20 protein-coding genes are annotated in these 20,693 nt (G+C 72.8%); 10 read left to right on the top strand and 10 right to left on the bottom strand.

Features of this window, described 5'->3' with window-relative positions; translation table 11 throughout:
* Positions 1-202: 202 nt before the first annotated feature.
* The 3 genes from ACZ7L4_RS13350 (at position 203) to ACZ7L4_RS13360 (ending at position 4,431) form a co-directional block, all read left to right on the top strand.
* Complete coding sequence (locus ACZ7L4_RS13350; RefSeq protein ID WP_472102086.1) at positions 203-1,747, top strand: S8 family serine peptidase; 1,545 nt, start codon at positions 203-205, stop codon at positions 1,745-1,747.
* Positions 1,748-1,853: 106 nt separating this feature from the next.
* Entirely contained in the window at positions 1,854-3,266 is a 1,413-nt protein-coding gene (locus tag ACZ7L4_RS13355; RefSeq protein WP_472102088.1) for a CoA transferase, read from the top strand.
* Positions 3,267-3,411: 145 nt separating this feature from the next.
* Positions 3,412-4,431, top strand: coding sequence for a CopD family protein (locus ACZ7L4_RS13360; RefSeq protein WP_472102090.1), 1,020 nt, complete (start codon positions 3,412-3,414; stop codon positions 4,429-4,431).
* A gap of 25 nt (positions 4,432-4,456) precedes the next feature.
* On the opposite strand, the gene ACZ7L4_RS13365 is transcribed toward ACZ7L4_RS13360, so the two are convergent.
* Positions 4,457-5,092, bottom strand: a complete 636-nt coding sequence (locus ACZ7L4_RS13365; protein ID WP_472102092.1) for a response regulator — start codon at positions 5,090-5,092, stop codon at positions 4,457-4,459.
* Positions 5,089-6,330 (bottom strand): sensor histidine kinase, encoded by a 1,242-nt coding sequence (locus ACZ7L4_RS13370; protein ID WP_472102094.1) that lies wholly within the window; start codon positions 6,328-6,330, stop codon positions 5,089-5,091. Before ACZ7L4_RS13370 ends, ACZ7L4_RS13365 begins: the two co-directional genes overlap by 4 nt.
* Positions 6,331-6,518: 188 nt before the next feature.
* Here ACZ7L4_RS13370 and ACZ7L4_RS13375 point away from each other — a divergent pair, with 188 nt between their 5' ends.
* Positions 6,519-7,316 carry a class I SAM-dependent DNA methyltransferase gene (locus ACZ7L4_RS13375; protein WP_472102096.1) on the top strand — a complete coding sequence of 266 codons (798 nt, stop codon included), beginning with the start codon at positions 6,519-6,521 and terminating at the stop codon, positions 7,314-7,316.
* Here ACZ7L4_RS13375 and ACZ7L4_RS13380 read toward each other — a convergent pair.
* The 8 genes from ACZ7L4_RS13380 to ACZ7L4_RS13415 form a co-directional block, all read right to left on the bottom strand.
* Complete coding sequence (locus ACZ7L4_RS13380; RefSeq protein ID WP_472102098.1) at positions 7,313-8,356, bottom strand: zinc-dependent alcohol dehydrogenase family protein; 1,044 nt, start codon at positions 8,354-8,356, stop codon at positions 7,313-7,315. The two genes, ACZ7L4_RS13375 and ACZ7L4_RS13380, sit on opposite strands and share 4 nt — an antisense overlap.
* Before the next feature lie 53 nt (positions 8,357-8,409).
* Positions 8,410-9,087: a lysoplasmalogenase gene (locus ACZ7L4_RS13385; protein WP_472102100.1), complete on the bottom strand. Its 678-nt coding sequence runs from the start codon at positions 9,085-9,087 to the stop codon at positions 8,410-8,412.
* On the bottom strand, positions 9,084-9,968 hold the full coding sequence (locus tag ACZ7L4_RS13390; RefSeq protein WP_472102102.1) for a sterol desaturase family protein: 885 nt from the start codon (positions 9,966-9,968) through the stop codon (positions 9,084-9,086). The genes ACZ7L4_RS13385 and ACZ7L4_RS13390 overlap by 4 nt, the downstream gene beginning before the upstream one ends.
* Before the next feature lie 73 nt (positions 9,969-10,041).
* On the bottom strand, positions 10,042-10,764 hold the full coding sequence (locus ACZ7L4_RS13395) for a VIT1/CCC1 transporter family protein (protein WP_472102104.1): 723 nt from the start codon (positions 10,762-10,764) through the stop codon (positions 10,042-10,044).
* Positions 10,765-10,788: 24 nt separating this feature from the next.
* Positions 10,789-12,024 (bottom strand): amidohydrolase family protein, encoded by a 1,236-nt coding sequence (locus ACZ7L4_RS13400; RefSeq protein WP_472102106.1) that lies wholly within the window; start codon positions 12,022-12,024, stop codon positions 10,789-10,791.
* On the bottom strand, positions 12,021-13,304 hold the full coding sequence (locus tag ACZ7L4_RS13405; protein ID WP_472102108.1) for an amidohydrolase family protein: 1,284 nt from the start codon (positions 13,302-13,304) through the stop codon (positions 12,021-12,023). The genes ACZ7L4_RS13400 and ACZ7L4_RS13405 overlap by 4 nt, the downstream gene beginning before the upstream one ends.
* Before the next feature lie 13 nt (positions 13,305-13,317).
* Complete coding sequence (locus tag ACZ7L4_RS13410; RefSeq protein ID WP_472102110.1) at positions 13,318-14,202, bottom strand: SDR family NAD(P)-dependent oxidoreductase; 885 nt, start codon at positions 14,200-14,202, stop codon at positions 13,318-13,320.
* Position 14,203: 1 nt separating this feature from the next.
* Positions 14,204-15,001 carry an acetoacetate decarboxylase family protein gene (locus ACZ7L4_RS13415; RefSeq protein WP_472102112.1) on the bottom strand — a complete coding sequence of 266 codons (798 nt, stop codon included), beginning with the start codon at positions 14,999-15,001 and terminating at the stop codon, positions 14,204-14,206.
* 150 nt (positions 15,002-15,151) lie between these two features.
* Between ACZ7L4_RS13415 and ACZ7L4_RS13420 the strand changes: the two genes are divergently transcribed.
* The 6 genes from ACZ7L4_RS13420 (at position 15,152) to ACZ7L4_RS13445 (ending at position 20,685) form a co-directional block, all read left to right on the top strand.
* Positions 15,152-15,778, top strand: coding sequence for a TetR/AcrR family transcriptional regulator (locus tag ACZ7L4_RS13420; RefSeq protein ID WP_472102114.1), 627 nt, complete (start codon positions 15,152-15,154; stop codon positions 15,776-15,778).
* 79 nt (positions 15,779-15,857) lie between these two features.
* Positions 15,858-16,844 carry a DEDDh family exonuclease gene (locus ACZ7L4_RS13425; RefSeq protein WP_472102116.1) on the top strand — a complete coding sequence of 329 codons (987 nt, stop codon included), beginning with the start codon at positions 15,858-15,860 and terminating at the stop codon, positions 16,842-16,844.
* A 103-nt stretch (positions 16,845-16,947) separates the two neighbouring features.
* On the top strand, positions 16,948-17,181 hold the full coding sequence (locus tag ACZ7L4_RS13430) for a hypothetical protein (RefSeq protein ID WP_266721084.1): 234 nt from the start codon (positions 16,948-16,950) through the stop codon (positions 17,179-17,181).
* A gap of 77 nt (positions 17,182-17,258) precedes the next feature.
* Complete coding sequence (locus ACZ7L4_RS13435; protein ID WP_472102118.1) at positions 17,259-18,056, top strand: SURF1 family cytochrome oxidase biogenesis protein; 798 nt, start codon at positions 17,259-17,261, stop codon at positions 18,054-18,056.
* Between the two features lie 60 nt (positions 18,057-18,116).
* Positions 18,117-19,925: a glycoside hydrolase family 15 protein gene (locus tag ACZ7L4_RS13440; protein ID WP_472102120.1), complete on the top strand. Its 1,809-nt coding sequence runs from the start codon at positions 18,117-18,119 to the stop codon at positions 19,923-19,925.
* Positions 19,926-19,929: 4 nt separating this feature from the next.
* On the top strand, positions 19,930-20,685 hold the full coding sequence (locus tag ACZ7L4_RS13445; RefSeq protein ID WP_450814893.1) for an SDR family oxidoreductase: 756 nt from the start codon (positions 19,930-19,932) through the stop codon (positions 20,683-20,685).
* Positions 20,686-20,693: the final 8 nt, after the last annotated feature.

The following is a 20,693-nucleotide window of genomic DNA, read 5'->3' on the forward strand; positions in this document are numbered from 1 at the left end:
CTCCCCGACCCCCTGCACAACGGCACGGGAGCACGGTCGACGCGGTTCAACTCGCCTTGTTTCTTTCGGAACTTCTTTCGGAACTCGTTGATGACCTGCGGCGACCAGAGATACGTTCACACCGCACCACGCGTCATGTACCTGCCCGACACACACGCGTGCACCGGGCATTTCCATAAACGACGGATGATGTGGAGACCCCATGGCTCATCTGCCTTCCAGACGCCTGCCGTCCCGGCGGCGCCGCCTGGCCCTCGCCCTGCCGATCGGTATCGCCCTGACGGCTTCCTTCGGCTTCCTGCCGTCCGCGACGGCGGCCCCCGCCGCCGACTCGCCCTCGGTGACGGCCGGTTCGGCCTCCTCACTCGCGTACGTGGTGAACACGCGCGGCACCGATGCCCGCACGATCTCCTCGGTGAGCAAGGCGATATCCGCGGCGGACGGCTCCATAGTCGCCACGTACGCGAAGATCGGCGTCTTCGTCGTGCACTCCTCGAACCCCGACTTCGGCAAGCAGCTGCGCGCGGCGAAGGGCGTGGCCACGGCGGGCGCGACCCGCACCGCGCCGTTCACCCCGTCCGGCACCACGGAGGAGGGCGCGGTCCAGAAGCTCTCCAAGGCGGAGGCCAAGTCCCTCGCGACGAAGGCGTCCTCCGCGCAGGAGCCGCTCGAGGCCGACCAGTGGGACCTGCGGGCGATGGGCGCCGACAAGGCCGCGAAGATCAACCCGGGCAGCAAGAAGGTCACGGTCGGCGTCATCGACACCGGTGTGGACGACACGCACCCCGACCTCGCCCCGAACTTCTCCGCGTCGCAGTCCGCGAACTGCGTCGGCGGCAAGGCGGACACCTCGCCGGGCGCCTGGCGGCCCGCGAACCCGGACCACTACCACGGCACGCACGTCGCCGGTGAGATCGCCGCCGCGCGCAACGGGATCGGCGTCGCCGGTGTCGCGCCGGGCGTGAAGGTCGCGGGCATCAAGGTGGCCGACCCGGTCAGCGAGCTGTTCTACCCGGAGAGCGTCGTCTGCGCCTTCGTGTTCGCCGCGGACCACGGCATCGAGGTCACCAACAACAGCTACTACGTGGACCCGTGGCTCTACAACTGCATGGACGACCCCGACCAGCGGGCCATCGTCGACGCGGTGAACCGGTCCCAGCTGTACGCCCAGAAGAAGGGCACGCTGAACCTGGCGTCGGCGGGCAACTCCAACCACGACCTGGACTCCGACGCGATCCTGGACGACTCCAGCCCGGACGACTCCACGCCGGTGAACCGCACGATCGACCCGCACAGCTGCTTCGACATCCCGACCCAGCTGCCGGGCGTCGTCACGGTGAGCGCGACGGGCGTGACCAAGGCCAAGTCGTACTACTCGACGTACGGCAACGGTGTCATCGACATCGCAGCGCCGGGCGGCGACAAGTACAAGAAGCCGACCGACACGCCGTCGAAGGACGGCCGCATCCTGTCCACGCTGCCGGGCAACCAGTACGGCTGGCTGCAGGGTACGTCGATGGCCTCGCCGCACGCCGCGGGCGTCGCCGCGCTCCTCAAGTCGACGCACCCGAAGGCCGGTCCGGCGCAGCTGCAGTCCCTGATGAAGGCGCAGGCCGACAAGGAGCCGTGCCCGACCGCCTACGACGGGGACGGCGACGGCAAGGTCGACGCGGTCTGCGAGGGCCCCGAGCGGCGCAACGGCTTCTACGGATACGGGATCGTCGACGCGCTGAAGGCCGTCAAGTAACCCGCTCCGCGGAAGATGCCTGAACAGGGGCCGGGTGGCGCACGCCACCCGGCCCCTGTGTGCGCCGACCGTGTGCCGGGGCCAAGTGCTGCGCGATAGTGCGGACATGACACATGCGCCCCATGCACCCGTCGACGCCAGGGCCGCGTGGGCGGCGCTCGGCGGCGACCCCGCCCTGCTCGCCCGCGTCTCGTACCGCACGCGCGCGGGTGCGCTGCCCGCCCGCCTCCCCGTCGTCGATCTGGCCCGGGCCTGCGTCGGCTGCTGCTCGCTGGCCGCCGCCGAACTGGCCGCCACGCGCGCGAGGCATCCCGTCGGCGCCATCCGGGTGCGGGTCGACGACGGAGCGGTGGCCACCGCGTTCACCAGCGAGCGGCATCTGCTGATCGACGGGCGCGCGCCCGTCAACTTCGCGCCGTTGTCGCGCTTCTGGCGGACGCGGGACGGCTGGCTGCGCACCCACGCGAACTACCCGCACCACAGGGCGCGGCTGTGCGCGGCCCTCGGGGTCGCCGCGGACGCGGGCGCGGACGAGGTGGCGGCGCTGCTCGCGGAGCGCTCCGCGCACGAGGTCGAGGAGACCGTGTACGCGGCGGGCGGCCTGGCCGTCGCGCTGCGCACGCCCGACCAGTGGGCGACGCATCCGCAGGGCGCCCTTGTCGCCGAGGAGCCGCTCCTGACGCTCGACCGGGTCGACTCGGCGCCGGGCCGTGCGCTGTCGCGCGGGGTGCTCTCGCCCGCGGCCGGTATCCGGGTCCTCGACCTCACGCGGGTCATCGCGGGTCCTGTCGCCACGCGCACCCTGGCGCTGCTCGGCGCGGACGTGCTGCGGGTGGACGCGCCGCAGCTGCCCGAGGCGGCGGACGCGCACGCCGACACCGGTTTCGGCAAGCGCTCGACCCGGCTCGACCTGACGGACGCGGTGGACCGGCGCACGTTCGACGAGCTGCTCGCGGGCGCGGACGTGGTGGTCACGGGGTACCGGCCCGGCGCGCTCGACCGGTTCGGGCTCGCTCCGGAGGCGCTCGCCGCGCGCCGGCCGGGGCTCGTGGTGGCGGCGCTGTCGGCCTGGGGCGGGTACGGGCCGTGGAGCGGGCGGCGCGGCTTCGACAGCCTCGTCCAGGTGGCGGCGGGCATCGCGGCGGCAGAGGGTTCCCCCGAGCGGCCCGGGGCGCTGCCCGCGCAGGCGCTGGACCACGGCACGGGCTATCTGCTCGCGGCGGCGGTGCTGCGCGCGCTCACCGAGCAGACGGCGCAGGGCGGTACGCGGGTGGTGCGGCTCGCGCTCGCGCAGACGGCGGCCTGGCTGGTCCAAGGGGCGCAGCCGAGGGGCTACGGCGAGCGTGCGGAGCCGTACGAGGCGCAGGATCCGGCCGCCTGGCTGACCGAGGCGGACAGCCCGGTCGGGCGCCTGCGGCACGCCCTGCCGCCCCTGTCGTTCGGCGGGGGCCCCGCGAATTGGGCGCGTCCCCCGGGCTGTTGGGGCACGGACGAGGCCGCGTGGCTGCCGGCCGGATGAACCGCGGGGCCACGAATGCGCGTCCTACGTAGGCGTGAACCGATCCAGCGCAGCACCGGACCCGTCGCCACGTCGTCCGGATCCCCGTGCCCCACTTGTTGGTCTGCGCTTGCCGGAGTCCGCGCCACCTGGTGAAGATCCAGTGGTGAGTTCCATACCGCCGCCCACCGAGGCGCCCGTCTCCGTCGGGGCCGACGTCACCCTGCGCAGACCCGGCGCGGGACGTGCCGTCGCCGTGCTCGTGCTCGTCGCCGTGGCCGCGCTGATCCCGCTGCTCGGGCCGCGCGCCGCGCTCGAGGGCACCGGTGAGGCCGCGGCGCCCGGCGTCGGCGTGATCGCGCTGCTGCGCACGGTCCTGTTCGGGGCGTTGTGCGTCCAGGCGGGCGAGGTGTTCGCCGGATTCCTCGCGCGCAGGGTGGACCCGCTGCGGGAGCCGCCCCGCACCTGGTCGGCGTACGCGCCGTGGGCCGGGTTCGCGGCCGCGCTCGGGCTCGCCTCCGTGGTGGCCTCGGGGAATCTGATCCCGAGCGGTGTCGACGCCCTGGACCTCGGCGGCCTGGGCGGGACGCGGGACGGGACGCTCGCGCTCGTCGAGGTCAACGGCTTCCTGCTCGCGGGCCTGTGCGCCCGCTGGCGGCGTCCGGCGACGGCGCTGCTCCCGCTGGCCGCCGTGGCGGTCGCGGAGGCGCTGCGGGCGCATCCGGCGGCCGAGGACAGCGCGCTGCTCGGCTCGGGACTCACCCTGATCCATCTGAGCTGCGCCGCCCTGTGGGTGGGCGGACTGCTGTACGTGCTGCGCACCACGTACGCCTGGCGGACGAGCGCCCCCGAAGCGGGCACGGCGCTTCTCGGCCTCTACGCGCGCGTGGCCGCGGTACTGCTCGCGGCCATCACCGCGACGGGCGTGTGCAGCACCCTGCGCCGGATGCCTCCGAGCACGGTCCTCGACCAGCTGACGACGACGGCGTACGGGCGGGTGCTGCTCGCGAAGGTGCTCCTCGTCGCCGTCGTCGCCGCGCTCGCCCTGGCGGCGCGGCTGCGCCTGCGCCGCGCCCCCGACCGCGGGACCGCGTACGTACCCGCGCGAGCGGAGGTCGTGGTCCTGGCGGTCGTGGTGGCGGTGTCGGCCGCGCTGACGGCGCTGCCGGTGCCGATCCGCTGGTGAGCCCCGCGCGCGGGAGGCCGGCCGGTCACGGCAGCAGGCGGTGGCGGACCGCTGCCGCCACCGCGCCCGCCCGGGTGCGCACACCGAGCTTGTCGTAGACACGGCCCAGGTGGGTCTTGACGGTGGCCTCGCTGAGGAACAGGGCGCGGGCGATCTCCCGGTTGCCCAGGCCCTCGGCCAGGCGGGCCAGGACGTCGCGTTCGCGTTCGGTGAGGGCGGGGCCCGGGGCACGCAGCCGGGACACCACCCGGTCGGTGACCGTGCCCGACAGCACGGTGCGTCCGGCGGCCGCGTCCCGGATCGCCGCGAACAGCCGCTCCGGAGGCTCGGCCTTGAGCAGATAGCCGGTGGCCCCCGCGGCGACGGCGCGGGCGATGTCCGCGTCGGTGTCGAACATGGTGAGGACCAGGACGCGCGGGGCCCGCTCGACGTCGGCGCCCGTCAGGCGGCGGGTGGCCTCGACGCCGTCCGTCCCGCCGCCCAGTTGCAGGTCCATGAGGACGACGTCCGGCCGCAGCGCCCCGGCCATCGCCACGGCGGCTTCTCCGGTGTCCGCCTCCCCCACCACCTCCATGCCGTCGGTGCTGGACAGCAGGGCGCGCAGTCCGGCGCGGACGACGGCGTGGTCGTCGCAGAGCAGGATCCGTACGGCGGGGCTCACGCCGTCTCCCTCCCGCCGGCCGCGCCCAGCGGTACGGACATCGTCACCACGGTCCCCTCGCCGGGCGTCGACTCCACGGCCAGCGTGCCGCCCGCCTGCCGGGCCCGGTTCCGCATGCCCGCGAGGCCGTGCCCCCGGGTCCCGGCCCTGCCGCGGCGGGGCGTCCCGGACACGTCGAAGCCGCGTCCGTCGTCGGCGATGTCCACGGTGATCCGGTCCTCCAGGCAGGTCAGGGTGACGACGGCCCGCCGCGCCCGGGCGTGCTCCCGCACATTGGCCAGGGCCTGCTGCGTCACCCGCAGCAGCGCGGTCTCCGCCGGTCCCGGCAGGGGGCCGGGGGCGCCCGGCTCGGCGTCGAGCCGGAACTCGACGACGGGGCCGGGCCCGGCTGTCGGCCGGTCGGGTTCGGCAAGGCCGCGCAGCGCCTGGACGAGGGAGCTGTCGTCCAGGTCGAGCGGGGTGAGGTCCCGGACGAAGCGGCGGACCTCGGCGAGCGCGCGGTCGGCGGTGGCGGCAGCGTCGCGCATGTGGTCGTACGCGGTGTCCGGGGCGCTCTGCCAGTGGCGTTCGGCGGCCTGGAGCAGCATCCGCTGGCTGGACAGGCTCTGGGCGAGGATGTCGTGGATCTCCGCCGACAGGCGCTGGCGCTCGGCCAGGACGCCCGCGTGCCGTTCGGTGGCGGCCAGTTCGCCGCGGGTGCGCACCAGGTCGTCGATGAGCAGGCGCTGGCGGGCGGCCAGCCGCCGGGAGTCGACCAGAACCGCGGTGGCGACCGTGCCGAGTGCCACCGGGGCGAGCACCAGGTTGGGATTGAACCCGCCGGTGGCGACCCGCAGTTCGGTGGCGACGACCAGCACGACGAGGGCGGCGGCCAGCGGCACGGCGAGCCGGACCGGCAGCCGGTGCAGTCCGGTGAAGAGCAGCGGCATGGTGCACCAGGTGGCGCTCGGCTCCAGGGCGAGCAGCACCAGCCAGACGGCGAGGACCGCGCCCAGCCAGAGCAGGTGCCGGGCGCTGGGCCGTCCGCCGTCCGTGGGCGCGGGCGCCCGCACCTGTCCGGTGGCGTAGAGCGCTCCGAAGACGAGGAACAGAGCGAGCACCCATCCCGTGCGTGCGGTGTGCGGGCCGTGGGTCAGCACCCGGGCGATCCCGCCGGCGAGGAGCAGGGCGAACGCGGCGTGCAGGGCCGCGGTCAGCCATCGCGAGCCGGAGTCCGGTCGCGTGTCCGCTCGTTCCACCGCTTCCCCATCGCTCGCCGGTGCCGTCCGACCACGTATATCCGCCGCTCCCACGGGGGACATCATCCGATCGGCTGACATCGGCACGGCCCGGCGGGGCCCCCTGGCGCAGCCGCACGTCCGAAGAGGCGGGGCGCGGCGGCCGTGAGACTTCCGGTACACGGCCCCTACGGAGATCGGGTACCGCCATGCCGAAGAACCTCACCGCCAACCGCGCCGCGCTCTCCCACCGCGTCGGCTACGCGCTGCGCAACCCGGGGCGGGTGCCACGCCATCTGCGCCGCGCGGCCCGCGACGCCTGGCTGCGCCGCCGCTCGCCGGACCACGTCGCGTACTACCGGGAGGTGATGCGCTCCGACACGCGGCGCGATCCCGACGCGGCGGTGGGCGGGCGCAGCCGGGAGCGCTGGCTGGCGCTCGGGGCGATGCAGTTCGACTACCTGCGGGGGCACGGGCTGCGCCCTGAGCACCGGATGCTGGAGATCGGCTGCGGCAACCTGCGGGCGGGCCGGCTGTTCATCGACTACCTCGAACCCGGCCACTACTACGGCGTCGACATCTCGCCCGACATCCTCTTCGCCGCCCAGGACACGCTCCGGGAGCAGGGCCTCCAGGACCGGCTGCCGACGCTGACACCGGTGCGCGACCTGCGTCTGGAGTTCCTCCCCGAGGGCCGGTTCGACGTGGTGCACGCGCACAGCGTGTTCTCGCACTCCCCGCTGCCGGTGATCGAGGAGTGCTTCGCCCACGTCGGGCGGCTCCTGGCGCCGGGCGGCTGGTTCGACTTCACCTTCGACCGCACCGAGGGCGAGGAGCATCACGTGCTGCGGGAGGACTTCTACTACCGCACCGGGACGCTGATCGACCTGGCCGCCGAGCACGGTCTCGCGGCGCGCTTCATGGACGACTGGGAGGAGTTGAAGCACGGCCAGTCCAAGATCCGCGTCACCGTCCCCTCCCCGCGGCCCGCCGGGGACGCGTCCTAGTTGGTGACCATCACCTTGAGGGCGGTGCGCTCGTCCATCGCCTTGTAGCCGCCGGGCACGCCCTCGATGTCGACCGTCATGTCGAAGACGGGCGACGGGTCGATGGTCCCGTCCAGGACGTCGGGCAGCAGTTCGGGGATGTACGTGCGGACGGGGGCGACGCCGCCGCGCAGCGCGATGTTGTGGTCGAACATGACGCGCAGGTCGACGCCGGTGCCGCTGCCGTGCGGGACGCCGACGAAGCCGATGGCGCCGCCGTCGCGGGTGATGTGCACGGCGGTGTTCATGGACTGCTCGGTGCCGACCGCCTCGATCACGGCGTGCGCGCCCTGGCCGCCGGTGAGTTCGCGGACCGCCGCGACCGCCGCCTCGCCGCGCTCCGCGACGACGTCCGTGGCGCCGAAGCGGCGTGCGAGGTCGGTGCGCGACTGGTGGCGGCCGAGCGCGATGATCCGCTCGGCGCCGAGCCGGTGGGCCGCGAGGACGCCGCACAGGCCGACGGCGCCGTCCCCGACGACCGCGACGGTGGAGCCCTCCCGCACGCCCGCGCCGAGCGCCGCGTGGTGGCCGGTGCCCAGCACGTCGGACAGCGTCAGGAGGGCGGAGAGCAGCCGGTCGTCCGAGGCCGCGTCGGCCGGCAGCGCGACGAGCGTGCCGTCGGCGTACGGGACGCGCACGGCCTCGCCCTGGCCCCCGTCGTGGCCGACCTCGCCCCAGAATCCGCCGTGCTCGCACGACGTGGTCAGACCCTCGCGGCAGTAGTCGCACACCCCGTCGGACCACATGAAGGGCGCGACGACCAGGTCGCCGCGCTTGAAGACGGACACCTCGGAGCCGGTGTCCTCGACGATGCCCAGGAACTCGTGCCCGATGCGCTGCCCGGCCTGTCGCGCGGCCTCGCCGCGGTAGGCCCAGAGGTCGCTGCCGCAGATGCAGGCGCGCAGGACGCGCACCACGGCGTCCGTGGGGCGCACGACAGCGGCGTCGGGAACGTCCTCCACGCGCAGGTCGAACGGGGCGTGGATGGTGGTGGCGCGCATGGGAGGTGTTCCTTTGTGCGGGTCCCGCCGTCGATGCAGGTCATCGATGCAGGTCAGTGAGCGACGCGCCGGGTTTCGACGCGCCTTTCACGGTACGCCGAAGGGCCTGCGGCCCGCTCCCCGAGCACGCCCCGGGCGAGCAGGTACTGCGCCGCCACGTAGGTGCCCATGACCCAGAAGTCGGGGCGCGGCAGGGCCGGCCAGTCGGCGATGCCGGTGGCGATGAGCGAGTCCGAGAGCAGGAACAGCGCCCCGCCCACGCCCGCCGCCGTCCCGAGCCGCGAGGAGGCGAACGCCATGCAGGTCAGCAGCACGCTGTACGCGGCGACCGGCCCGCGCATGTCCGGCGGCAGATCGGGCCACAGGGCGACGACTGTCACGACGAGCGCGACGGCGTACGCGGCCGCGAGCAGCGCACCACGCGCGCGTGCCGTCCCTTGCCGCTTGAACAGCACCAGGTAGCAGACGTGCCCGACGGCGAAGGCGCCCATCCCGGCGAGGAACACGAGGTCCTGGTCGAACAGCAGCGCCACGTCGCCGCACCAGCCGAGGAGCAGTGCGGCGCACAGCAGCCGGGGGCCGCGGCAGGCGATCACGTAGGCCGCGAGCAGCGGCATGAGCAGGGGCTTGAGGACGACGTGCGCGCCGTCCGCGCCGAGGAGCAGCGCCACCAGGTCCGCGGCGCAGGCCGCGAGGAACAGCGCGCGCCACACCGGTGCGGACGGCCTCACGCGGCGCCCTCCGTGACCTTCTGCGGGGCGTTCGGGGCGCCGGTGGGCTCAGGCTGCCACCCCGGGCCCCGGAAGACCCTCCCGGCCCGCTCGCGCCAACTGGCGGCGGCCCTCAGGTCCTTGGCGATGGCCGCGTACTCGTGGGTGGCGACGCGCAGCGGGTTGTACGTGTTGATGTTCTTGGTGAGTCCGAACTCGGGGCGGTCGACCTCCGCGACCCACGACCCGAAGAGCCGGTCCCAGAGGATGAGGATCCCGCCGAAGTTCCGGTCCAGGTAACCGCCTTGGGAGGCGTGGTGGACGCGGTGGTGGGAGGGCGTGTTGAAGACGAACTCGAAGGGCCGCCACATCTTGTCGATGCGCTCGGTGTGGATCCAGAACTGGTAGACGAGGTTGACCGACGAGCAGAACGCGAGCGCCGCGGGGTGCACGCCGAGCGCGATGAGCGGCAGGTAGAACGGCCAGACGGTCAGGCTCGTCCAGGGCTGGCGCAGCGCCGTGGTGAGGTTGAACCGGCGGCTGGAGTGGTGCACCACGTGGCACGCCCACAGGATGCGGATCACGTGGTGCCCGCGGTGCGACCAGTAGTAGAAGAAGTCCTGCCCGAGCAGCATCAGCGGGATCGTCCACCACAGGACGGGCACGCGCAGGGGCGTCAGTTCGTAGACCGCCGTGTAGATCGCGACGATCGGGATCTTCCACAGGAAGTCGAAGACCAGGCTTCCGAGCCCCATGGTGACGCTGGTCGCCGCGTCCTTGGTCTCGTAGCCGGCGGCATCCTCGTCGGGGTGGATCCGGACGCTGATGATCTCCACGATCGTGAGCAGCACGAAGGCGGGGATCGACCACAGCACGGCATCGGGCAGGTTCGGGGACGGCATGCGTGCACCGTAAGCGGCCCGACCTGCCCCCGGCTATAGGTAGTTACCGACAAGTATTACTGCCGGTAAGGGGTCAGACTCCGGCGGCTCCCAACAAAGATCCCGCCGCGTACGTGACGGCCATCGCGAGCGCTCCCCCGCCCACGTTGCGCCAGACCGCGGGCCGCACCGCCGCGCTGCCCGTCCGTGCGCTGCTGTAGCCGGTGAAGGCCAGCGCCACCAGGACGGAGCCGACCGTGACGGGCAGCCGCCAGCCGGAGGGCGGCAGGACGATGGCGAGCAGCGGCAGCAGGGCGCCCGCCGTGAAGGCGAGGAAGCTGGCCCAGGCGGCGTGCCACGGGTTGGTGAGGTCGTCGGGGTCGATGCCGAGCTCCACGCGCGCGTGGGCGCGCAGCGCGTCCCGCTCGGTGAGCTGAACGGCCGCCTGCCCGGCCACGTCGTGACTGAGCCCGTACCCCTCCAACAGCCCAGTGAGTTCGGCGAGTTCCGCCTCCGGCTGCTCCTTCAGCTCGCGCTTCTCCATGGCGATGGCGGCCTTCTCGGAGTCGCGCTGCGTGGACACGGAGACGTACTCGCCGGCCGCCATGGACATCGATCCGGCGAGCAGTCCCGCGAGCCCGGCCGTGAGCAGCGCGGAGCGGTCGTCGGTGGCTCCCGCGACGCCGACGACGAGGCCCGCGGTGGAGACCACGCCGTCGTTGGCGCCGAGCACGGCGGCACGCAGCCAGTTGAGCCGCGAGCCGAGCGCGCCGCCGTGGGACTCGTCATGGGTGGGTTGCGCTCCGGTTTCCGTCACGCGGTGAGCATGACATCCGGCGTGTCACCACACCCGTACCGACGCCCCCGGTGCGAACACCGGGCTGGTCGCGTCGGCGGGCGGCTCCTTGAGCGGCTCGTCGATCTCCGCGACCGTGGGGCCCACGCGGGCCGCGACCGTGTCGAGGAGGCCGAGGTCGAAGCCGTAGACGCGGGCCGCGTTGCCGCCGACCATCGCGGCGATCTCGTCCTTCGGGAGCCCCGCGTAGGCGATGCGCAGGCCCTCGCGCGTGTACGGGTGCGTGCCCTCGTCATGCGGGTAGTCGCTGCCCCACATGATCTTGTCGAGGCCGATCCGGTCGCGCAGGGGCACTTCGTGGGGGCGCATGAAACTCGCGCCCACGTAGCAGTTCTCGCGCCACACCGTAGAGGGGCCCTTGCCCATCGAATCGGCGAGCCCCGCACCGAACTTGGCCTCGGCCGTGTTCGCCTTCGTGGCCGCCCTGACCAGGCGCGCGTGGTAGTAGTCCAGCATGTCCAGGACGCCGGGGATCCAGCCCGAGCCCTGCTCCGTGAGGACGAGCCGCAGGTCCGGGTGCTTGCGGAAGGCGCCGCCGAACACGAGGTGCCACAGGGCGCGGTGCGAGAACCACGTCGTCTCGACCATGAACACCGCGCGGGCGGCCGGTTCGTCGCCGAGCGGCGGGGACGCGGAGCCCGCGTGGTGGTTGACCGGGACGCCGAGTTCGGCGCAGGTCCGCCAGATCGGGTCGTACGTCGAGGAGTACAGCTCCGGGAGGCCGGAGCCCGGCGGCGTACCGGGCAGCAACAGGCCGCCCTTCAGGCCCGCTTCGGCCGCCCAGCGGATCTCCTTGACGGCCTCGTCGACGTCGTTGAGGAGGATCTGGAAGACGCCCGCCCTGCGGCCGGGGGCGGCGGCGCAGAAGTCCGCCAGCCACCGGTTGTGGGCGCGCAGGCCCGCCCAGCGCTGTTCGAACTCCTCGCGCGTCGGCGCGGGCGCCATGAGCGACGCCGACGGGAAGAACGGCGGGATGGTGTTCGGGAAGACGACCTCGGCGACGATGCCGTCCTGTTCCAGCTCCCTGACGCGCCGATCCGAGTTCCAGTTCCGGTCGGCGGTGTCGGCGAGCAGGTCCGCGTAGGGGTTCACGTAGCCGGCGGCCCACGCGTCGAACGCGTCGTGGTGCCGCGCCTCCAAGTACGGCTTGTAGTCGAGGAGATCGGCGCCCGCGTGGCAGTCCGCCGAGATGACGGTGTAGCGCTCGTCCTGTGTGGTCATGGCGTCACCCCGATGTTCGGGAAGTCGTTCTCCGTCAGCCAGTGCCGCCCCACCTCGCGCGAGCGCGCCCAGGACGCCTCCACGGCGCTCTGGTCGGCATCCTGGCCCAGTTCTGCCGGGGTCGGGCCGATGCGGGCCGCGAGCGGCGCCAGCTTCGCGGTGTCGAAGCCGAACACCTCGGCGGCGGACAGGCCGAGCATCCGCCGGGTCTCGGAGACGGGGATGTCGTGGAAGGTCTTCTTCAACCACGCGCGCGTGTCCGGCCAGGTCCCTTCGGGGTGCGGGAAGTCGCTGCCCCACAGGATGTTGTCGACGCCGATCTCGTAGCGCTGGGCGAGTTCGCGGCGCTTGGTGTTGGTGGCGCACACGAAGACCTGCCGGTCCAGGTACTCCGCCGGGGAGCGCTTCAGCTCGGCGAACGGGGACAGCTTCTTGCCGCCGTGCGCGCCCAGGTAGAGGCGGTCCATGAACCACAGCAGGTTCGGCAGCCACCAGCAACCGGACTCGGCGACGCCGAACTTCAGGCCCGGGTGCCGCTCGAAGGCGCCCGACCAGAGCAGGAACCACAGCGGCCGCGCAGGCCACCACGTCACTTCGCTCACGTAGATGCCCAGATGGTCGCCGTACTCGTGGCGCGGCGCCGCCCCCGAGTGCGTCACCACGGGCATCTCGCACTCGGCCGCCGCCGCCCACACGGGGTCGTAGCGGCGCGCGTGGTACGGGTCCTGGTCGACCCACATGGACGGGATCATCAGGGCGCCGAGCCCCGACGCCTTGGCGCGGTGGATCTCCGCGACGACCTTGTCGGGGTCGGCGGTGACCGGCAACAGGGCGACACCGCAGTGCCGTTCGGGATGCTGCGACACGAACTCGGCGAGCCACCGGTTGTGGGCCTGCGCGCCCGCCATGCCGAGCTCGGGGTCCTGGTCGCCGGAGAGCCCGAGCCCGACGCCGAAGGGCGCCGCCGTCTGGCTGTCCACGGCGTCCGCGTCGGGGAAGACGACCTCGGCGGCCACCCCGTCGCCGTCGAGCTCCTTGAGGCGCTGCGCGGAGTCCCAGCCGCCGCGCAGGCCCTCTTCGTTGTCCTCGAACCACTTGGCGGCGAACGCGTCGTTGCGGATGCCGAGCCGGGTGGCCTCCTCGCGGCGCTTGTCCCGCTCGCCGAGGAAGTCGTCGAACTCGCGGTGGAAGCGGCTGTCCAGGTAGGGCCGGTACTCCTCGGTGGGCAGCCCGGCGTGGCAGTCGGAGGAGATGATCAGGTAGGGGTCCTGGTTGCTCATGGTGCATCCCTCCTCAGTCGAGAATGAAGCTCTCCAGGTACGACGGGTTCGCCCGGTCCAGCATCGACTGCGACCGCGCCCGGATCTGCTGGTCGCTGTGCTCGCTCGGCGGGAGGATCCAGAACCGGTCCGCCGCGATGCCCTCGGCGACGAAGTCGGCGACCTCCTCGACGGGCGTGAACGCGATCTCGTTCCCGGCCTCCTTCATGGCGGCCTCCCACTGGTCGAGGCTGCGGTACGGCGTCTTGCGAGGACGCTCCTTCGCGAACCGCTCGGGCCGGTTGCGGTGCGACTCCCACAGCCCTGTGCGCAGCATGTGGGGCCCCGGGAACAGCACGGAGGCCCCCACGCGCGCGTGCTCCGCCCTCAGATGCGCGTACAGCGACTCGGTCATGGTCACGACCGCCGCCTTCGTCACCGCGTACACGGACGCGGTCGGCAGCGGCGCGATCCCGCCGTCGCCGGAGGACGTGTTGACGATGTGACCCGGCGCGCCGCCCTCGATCATGCGCGGCACGAAGGCCTGGATGCCGTGGAAGACACCCCACACATTGACGTTGAACGCCCACTTCCAGTCGTTCGGTTCGTGCTGCCACATGCGGCCCTCGGCGCCCGAGCCGACGCCCGCGTTGTTGCACAGCACATGGCAGGCGCCGAACGTCGCGTACGTGTCCGCGGCCAGGTCCATGACCTGCTCGCGCTCGCCGACGTCGACCACGCGCGCGTGCACGGTCGCGCCGGTGCGCCGCAGCTCCTCGGCGGCGCTCTCCAGCGCCCCCTTCTCGACGTCGGCGAGGACGACCTTCAGCCCGTCCGCCGCGAACCGCCGCGCCATGGCAAGCCCGATCCCGCTCGCCGCGCCCGTGACGACGGCGACCTGTCCCGCACGCAACTCCATGTCAGGCGCTCCCCTCGGGCGGTCCGTCGTGGATCTGCTGCGGGTCGTCGTAGCGCTGATGGATGTACGGGAGCAGGGCCTGCGCGCTGACCCGCTCGACGACCTTGCCCTTCTGGTCGGTGGTCTTCTCGCCGATGGTGATCTCCACCAGGGAGCGCACCGGGAGGTCGGCGACCGGGTCGAACATGGACTCCCTGAGGATGACGTCCCCGGTGATCCGCTCCAGCTTCCTGACCTTCTCGTTGCGCAGGCAGTGCACGAGGACCGGCTCCGCGTCGAAGCCCGAACCGTCCACTCCGGGAAGGAACTTGAAGTAGAAGTCCGTCTTCTGGGAGGGCTCCTGGATCGGCAGGCTCTCACTGACGGCGCCGCGCACCTCCACGAACGCGATGCCGTGCCGCGCGAGCGCCGCCGTCACGACGAGCCCGTCGCGCTCCACGGTGACCTCGCCGAGCTTCTTCGGTTCGCCGAAGACCTCGCGCCCGCCGATCAGCGCCCGCTCGTGCGTCATCGGCATGACGAGCGGATACCAGCCCTCCACTCCCCCGTGCTCGGCCGCGACGGCCACCGAGCCCGCGCCCAGCGGATAGCCCGGCAGGTCGACCTGGCTGATGTTGGCCCGCACCAGGGGCCGCCCGGTGGGCTTCAGGGGCGGCGGCAGCACCGCGGCCACCGCGTCCGGATCGGACTCCCACACCGCGACCACTCCGGTCGACCAGATGTCGGGAAGCTTGCTGCTCGCCGAGCGCGAAGCGGCGATCTCCGCCTCACTGCGCGCTCCGTACCGTACGCGTGCCATGTCGTACCACCCTTCGAACGAGACGTGATGGGGGTCGTTCGGTCGTGCGGTCAGTCGTGCGGTCGTTCCGCGAGGCGCCTGTAACACAGTTACACCGGAGGCGATGAAGGGTAAAGACATGTGCACCGGACGGGGACGGGGAGGCGAGAAGTGACCGCACGCGCACCGCTCACCCGCGAAGAGGTCGTCGCCGTCGCCGCCGATCTCGTCAAGCAGCACGGCCCGCAGGCGCTCACCATGCGCAAGCTCGCGGCCGAACTGGGCACGGCCGTCACGTCGATCTACTGGCACGTCGGCAACCGCGAGTCCCTGCTCGACGCCCTCGTGGAGCGCACGGTCGCGGACCTCGGCGGCTTCCGGCCGAGCGGCGCCACGCCACAGGACCGCGTCATCTCGGTCGCCCGCACGCTGCGCCGCCGGCTGCGCGCCCACCCGCACCTGATCGCGATGGTCCACGAACGCGGCCTCACCGAGCGGATGTTCCTGCCCGCGCAGCAGGCCCTGGTGCACGAGGTGCACGCCGCCGGGCTGCGCGGGGCGCCCGCCGCCGAGGCCGTGCGCGCCGTCCTCTTCCAGGTCGTCGGCCACGTCCTCGTCGAGCGGAACCGGGAGCGGGCCCCGGCCCAGCACCCGCGCGAGGAGGAACTGTGGGGCGCGCGCACCGCGGAGGAGGACCGGGTCCTCGCCCGCGCGCTCGCCGCGCCCGCCGACCCGGAGCGGATCTTCACGACGTCCGTCCGCGCCCTGGTGAAATCGCTCCTGGACCCGCCCACTTGAGACGCGAAGTGATCCGCGACACGGCGCGCGGGGAAGGCGCCGACCGGAGTGTCAGTCACGGCCCGTATCCTCTGGGACCATGCTCGAAGACCATCCGACCGCAGCGTCCGCAGCCTCCTGGCCGGCCGCGTATCCGAAGGGATACGCGGTCGTCGACGTGGAGACCACCGGCCTGTCCCGGGACGACCGGATCATCTCCGCCGCCGTCTACCGCCTGGATGCGCGGGGCGATGTCGAGGACCACTGGTACACGCTGGTCAACCCGCAGCGCGACCCCGGCCCCGTGTGGATCCACGGCCTGACGACGGACGTGCTGACGGCCGCCCCGCTGTTCCCGGACATCGCCGAGGAGTTCGCGGCGCGCCTCGACGACCGCGTCCTGGTCGCGCACAACGCCGTGTTCGACTGGTCGATGATCGCTCGCGAGTACGCGCGCGCGGAGCGCACCGCCCCGGTCCGTCAGCGCCTGTGCACCATCGCGCTCTCCAAGGAGCTGGGCCTGCCGCTGCCCAACCACAAGCTGGAGTCCCTCGCGGCACACTTCGGCGTCGTCCAGGAGCACGCGCACAACGCGCTGGACGACGCGCGCGTGCTCGCGGAGGCGTTCCGCCCGAGCCTGCGCACGGCGGCGGCGGGAAATGTGCGGCTGCCGCTCCTCGAATGCCGCCCGCTCACCGAGTGGTCGGAGCCGTCGGTGCCGCGCCAGCCCGGCTCCTCCTCCTACCGGGGAGGCGGCGGTGGCACCTGGCGCGCCTCCCGCAAGCGCCCCGCCTGCCCGTACCCGAACCCCGGCCGCTACGAGCCGGGCCTGCCGCTCAAGCAGGGCATGCGGGTGGCGTTCTCCGGTGACACGTCGGTCGACCGCGAGCTCCTGGAGGACCGGGCGGTCGACGCGGGCCTCCATGTGGCGACGAGCCTGTCGCGGCTCACCAGCCTCCTGGTGACCAATGACCCGGACTCGTACACGTCGAAGGTCGTGAAGGCGAAGCAGTTCGGGACGCCGGTGCTGGACGAGGCGGCGTTCGGGCAGCTGTTGCAGGACGTGGCCCCGGCGGACGCCAAGTAGGGCGGGCGCGGACTCCCCGTACGAGGGGCAGACGGGTGAACGCGGGGCGACTCGCCCCGCCACCGCTCGCCCCGGCCCCGCCCGGACACCCACCCTGTGGCGCATGGCACGTTGTGAGGTCTGCGGAAACGACTACGGCATGTCCTTCGAGGTGCACGCGCAGGGCGCGGTGCACGTCTTCGACTGCTTCAGCTGCGCCATTCACCGCATGGCGCCGATCTGCGAGCACTGCCGCTGCCGCATCATCGGGCAGGGCGTCGAGGTCGACGGGCACTGGTTCTGCGGGGCGCACTGCTCCCGCGCGGAGGGGAAGGTGGGCATCGTCGACAACGTCTGAACCCTTCGGCACACGCCCGCCGCAATCGGGCGCACCCCACTGAAAGCACCCCATGCCCGCCGCTGTACGGTCATGGGGTGTACCGCTTCCTGTTGACCCGGCAGTGGGTGATCCTCACCCTGGTCGCCCTCGTCCTCATCCCCACGATGATCCGGCTGGGCATCTGGCAGATGGACCGCTACCACGAGCGCGACGCCAGGAACCAGCTGGTCACGAACGCGCTCAACGCGAAGCCCGTCCCCGTGGAGGACCTGGCGTCCCCCGGACACATCGTCAACAGCCACGAGCGGTACCGCTCGGTGACCGCCAAGGGCCGCTTCGACACCGACGACGAGGTCGTGGTGCGCCGCCGCGTCAACTCGAACGAAGAGGTCGGCTACCACATCCTGACCCCGTTCGTCCTCAAGGACGGCAAGGTCCTGCTGGTCAACCGCGGCTGGATCCCGGCGCCCGGAGCCCAGACCTCCTACCCGAAGGTCCCCGCCCCGCCGCGCGGCGAGACCACCGTCACCGGCCGGCTGATGCCGAACGAGACGACCGAGGCCAGCGGCATCAAGGACCTCAAGGACCTGCCCGAGCGGCAGATCATGCTGATCAACAGCAAGGAGCAGGCCGAGCGCCTGGGCAGGACGGTCCTCGGCGGCTACGTCGCCCAGACCGCGCCCGAGCCGAAGGGCGGAACCCCCGAGCTGGTCGGAGCCCCCGGCAAGGAGGACTCCGCGCTGAACTACGCGTACGCGATCCAGTGGTGGCTGTTCGCCGCCGCGGTGCCCGTGGGCTGGGTGGTGCTGGTGCGGCGCGAGCTGCGGGAGCGGCGCCGCAAGGAAGAAGAGGCGGCCACGGCCGGGGCCGAGGCGCCCGCCGCCGTCGGCTGACCGGCGCACGTCCGAAAACTCCCATGCAGCACCCCGCCTCTCACGGGGAACCCATGGCGTGTGCGCCCACATATCGAGGACTACGCCCTCATCGGTGACCACCAGACCGCCGCGCTCGTCGGCAGGGACGGGTCGATCGACTGGCTGTGCCTGCCCCGGTTCGACTCCCCCGCCTGCTTCGCCGCGCTCCTGGGAAGCGAGGAGAACGGCCACTGGCGGATCGCCCCCACGGGAGCGAAGGACTGCACCACGCGCGCGTACCGCCCCGGCTCCCTCGTGCTCGACACCGAGTGGGAGACCCCGGACGGCAGCGTCCGCGTCACCGACTTCATGCCGCAGCGCGACCGGGCCCCGGACGTCGTCCGGATCGTCGAGGGCCTCAGCGGACGCGTCACGATGCGCGGCACCCTGCGGCTGCGCTTCGACTACGGCTCCGTCGTGCCGTGGATGCGCCGCGCCGACGGGCACCGGGTCGCCGTCGCGGGCCCGGACTCGGCGTGGCTGCGCAGCGAACCGGCCGTCCACACGTGGGGCGAGGACTTCGGCACCCACTCGGAGTTCACGGTCGAGGCGGGCGAGACGGTCGCCTTCGTCCTGACCTGGCACCCCTCGCACGAGCAGCGCCCGCCGCTGATCGACCCGCACGAGTCGCTGCGGCACAGCCTGGAGGACTGGCGGGCGTGGACGGACCACTGCGCGTACGAAGGCCCGCACAAGGAGGCCGTCCTCCGCTCCCTGCTCACCCTCAAGACCCTCATCTTCGCGCCGACCGGCGGCATCGTGGCCGCCCCCACCACCTCGCTGCCCGAGGAGATCGGCGGCGTACGGAACTGGGACTACCGGTACTGCTGGCTGCGCGACTCGACCCTGACGCTCGGCGCGCTGCTCTCGGCAGGCTATCTCGACGAGGCCGAGGCCTGGCGCGACTGGCTGCTGCGGGCCGCCGCGGGCGACCCGGCCGACCTGCAGATCATGTACGGCCTCGCGGGCGAGCGGCGCCTTCCCGAGCAGGAGCTCGACTGGCTGGGCGGCTACCGCGACTCCCGTCCCGTGCGCGCGGGCAACGACGCCGCGCACCAGCTCCAGCTGGACGTGTACGGCGAGGTCGTCGACTCCCTCGCGCTCGCCCGCCGCGCGGGCCTGAAGGCCGGGTCGCACGCCTGGCGGCTCCAGTTGGCGCTGCTCGACTTCCTCCAGGAGGCATGGCGCGAGCCCGACGAAGGGCTGTGGGAGGTGCGCGGGCCCCGCCGGCACTTCGTGCACTCGAAGGTGATGGTGTGGGTCGCCGCCGACCGCACCGTGCGCTCCATGGAGGACGACCCGAGCCTGCCGGGCGACATCGACCGGCTGCGCAAGCTGCGCGACGACGTGCACCAGGAGGTGTGCGAGCGCGGCTACGACGCGGAGCGCGGCACGTTCACCCAGTTCTACGGCTCGTCCGAACTGGACGCCGCCCTGTTGCTCATTCCCCGCGTCGGCTTCCTGCCGCCGGACGACCCGCGCGTGATCGGCACGGTCGACGCGGTCCGGGACGAGCTGTCGTACGAGGGTCTCCTGCGCCGCTACAGCGCCGACGGGACCGGCGTGGACGGGCTGCCCGGCCAGGAGGGCGCCTTCCTGGTGTGCTCGTTCCTGGTGTGCTCGTTCTGGCTCGCGGACGCGCTGCACATGACGGGGCGCACGAAGGAGGCGCGCGAGCTGTTCGAACGGCTCGTGTCGCTGCGCAACGACGTGGGGCTGCTCGCCGAGGAGTACGACCCCGTGGCGGGCCGGCAGCTCGGCAACTTCCCGCAGGCGTTCAGCCACATCGGCCTCGTCGGCACGGCGCTGACCCTGTTCGGCACGGCGGACTCCGGAGGGGGAGGATAGGGCCATGGATCTTGGACTGAAGAACCGTGTGTACGTAGTCACCGGCGCGACGCGGGGCCTCGGCAACGCGGCCGCGCGCGAGCTGGTCGCCGACGGCGCGAAGGTCGTCATCAGCGGGCGCGACGAGCAGAAGGCCAAGGAGGCGGCGGCCGAGCTCGGGCCGAACGCGTACGGCGTCGCCGCCGACAACTCGGACCCGGACGTCGCCGAGCGCCTCATCGGGGCGGCCCGCGAGCAGTTCGGCTCCTTCGACGGGATTCTCGTGAGCGTCGGCGGGCCCGCGCCCGGCTTCGTCGCCGACAACACGGACGAGCAGTGGACGGCGGCGTTCGAGTCCGTGTTCCTCGGGGCGGTGCGGCTCGCGCGGGCCGCCGCCGAGCAGCTGGAGGAGGGCGGCGTCATCGGGTTCGTGCTCTCCGGCTCCGTGCACGAGCCGATCCCAGGACTGACCATCTCGAACGGTCTGCGGCCCGGGCTCGCCGGTTTCGCGAAGTCGCTCGCGAACGAGCTGGGGCCGCGCGGCATCCGCGTGGTCGGGCTGCTCCCGGCGCGCATCGACACGGATCGCGTGCGCGAGCTGGACGGCCTCGCGGCGGACCCGGAGGCGGCGCGGACGGCACAGGAGTCCCGTATCCCGCTGCGCCGGTACGGCACCCCGCAGGAGTTCGGGCGGGCCGCCGCGTTCTTCCTGTCCCCCGCCGCGTCCTACCTCACGGGTGTGATGCTGCCGGTCGACGGGGGATTCCGGCACGGGTTCTGACGGCCGGC

This window comes from Streptomyces sp. NPDC107575, from assembly GCF_055657265.1.

Excerpts from the sequence above, each read along its gene's own strand:
- ACZ7L4_RS13350 (WP_472102086.1), top strand. The coding sequence starts at position 203 with ATGGCTCATCTGCCTTCCAGACGCCTGCCGTCCCGGCGGCGCCGCCTG.
- ACZ7L4_RS13355 (WP_472102088.1), top strand. The coding sequence starts at position 1,854 with ATGACACATGCGCCCCATGCACCCGTCGACGCCAGGGCCGCGTGGGCG.
- ACZ7L4_RS13375 (WP_472102096.1), top strand. The coding sequence starts at position 6,519 with ATGCCGAAGAACCTCACCGCCAACCGCGCCGCGCTCTCCCACCGCGTC.
- ACZ7L4_RS13380 (WP_472102098.1), bottom strand. The coding sequence starts at position 8,356 with ATGCGCGCCACCACCATCCACGCCCCGTTCGACCTGCGCGTGGAGGAC.
- ACZ7L4_RS13390 (WP_472102102.1), bottom strand. The coding sequence starts at position 9,968 with ATGCCGTCCCCGAACCTGCCCGATGCCGTGCTGTGGTCGATCCCCGCC.
- ACZ7L4_RS13400 (WP_472102106.1), bottom strand. The coding sequence starts at position 12,024 with ATGACCACACAGGACGAGCGCTACACCGTCATCTCGGCGGACTGCCAC.
- ACZ7L4_RS13405 (WP_472102108.1), bottom strand. The coding sequence starts at position 13,304 with ATGAGCAACCAGGACCCCTACCTGATCATCTCCTCCGACTGCCACGCC.
- ACZ7L4_RS13410 (WP_472102110.1), bottom strand. The coding sequence starts at position 14,202 with ATGGAGTTGCGTGCGGGACAGGTCGCCGTCGTCACGGGCGCGGCGAGC.
- ACZ7L4_RS13415 (WP_472102112.1), bottom strand. The coding sequence starts at position 15,001 with ATGGCACGCGTACGGTACGGAGCGCGCAGTGAGGCGGAGATCGCCGCT.
- ACZ7L4_RS13425 (WP_472102116.1), top strand. The coding sequence starts at position 15,858 with ATGCTCGAAGACCATCCGACCGCAGCGTCCGCAGCCTCCTGGCCGGCC.
- ACZ7L4_RS13430 (WP_266721084.1), top strand. The coding sequence starts at position 16,948 with ATGGCACGTTGTGAGGTCTGCGGAAACGACTACGGCATGTCCTTCGAG.
- ACZ7L4_RS13445 (WP_450814893.1), top strand. The coding sequence starts at position 19,930 with ATGGATCTTGGACTGAAGAACCGTGTGTACGTAGTCACCGGCGCGACG.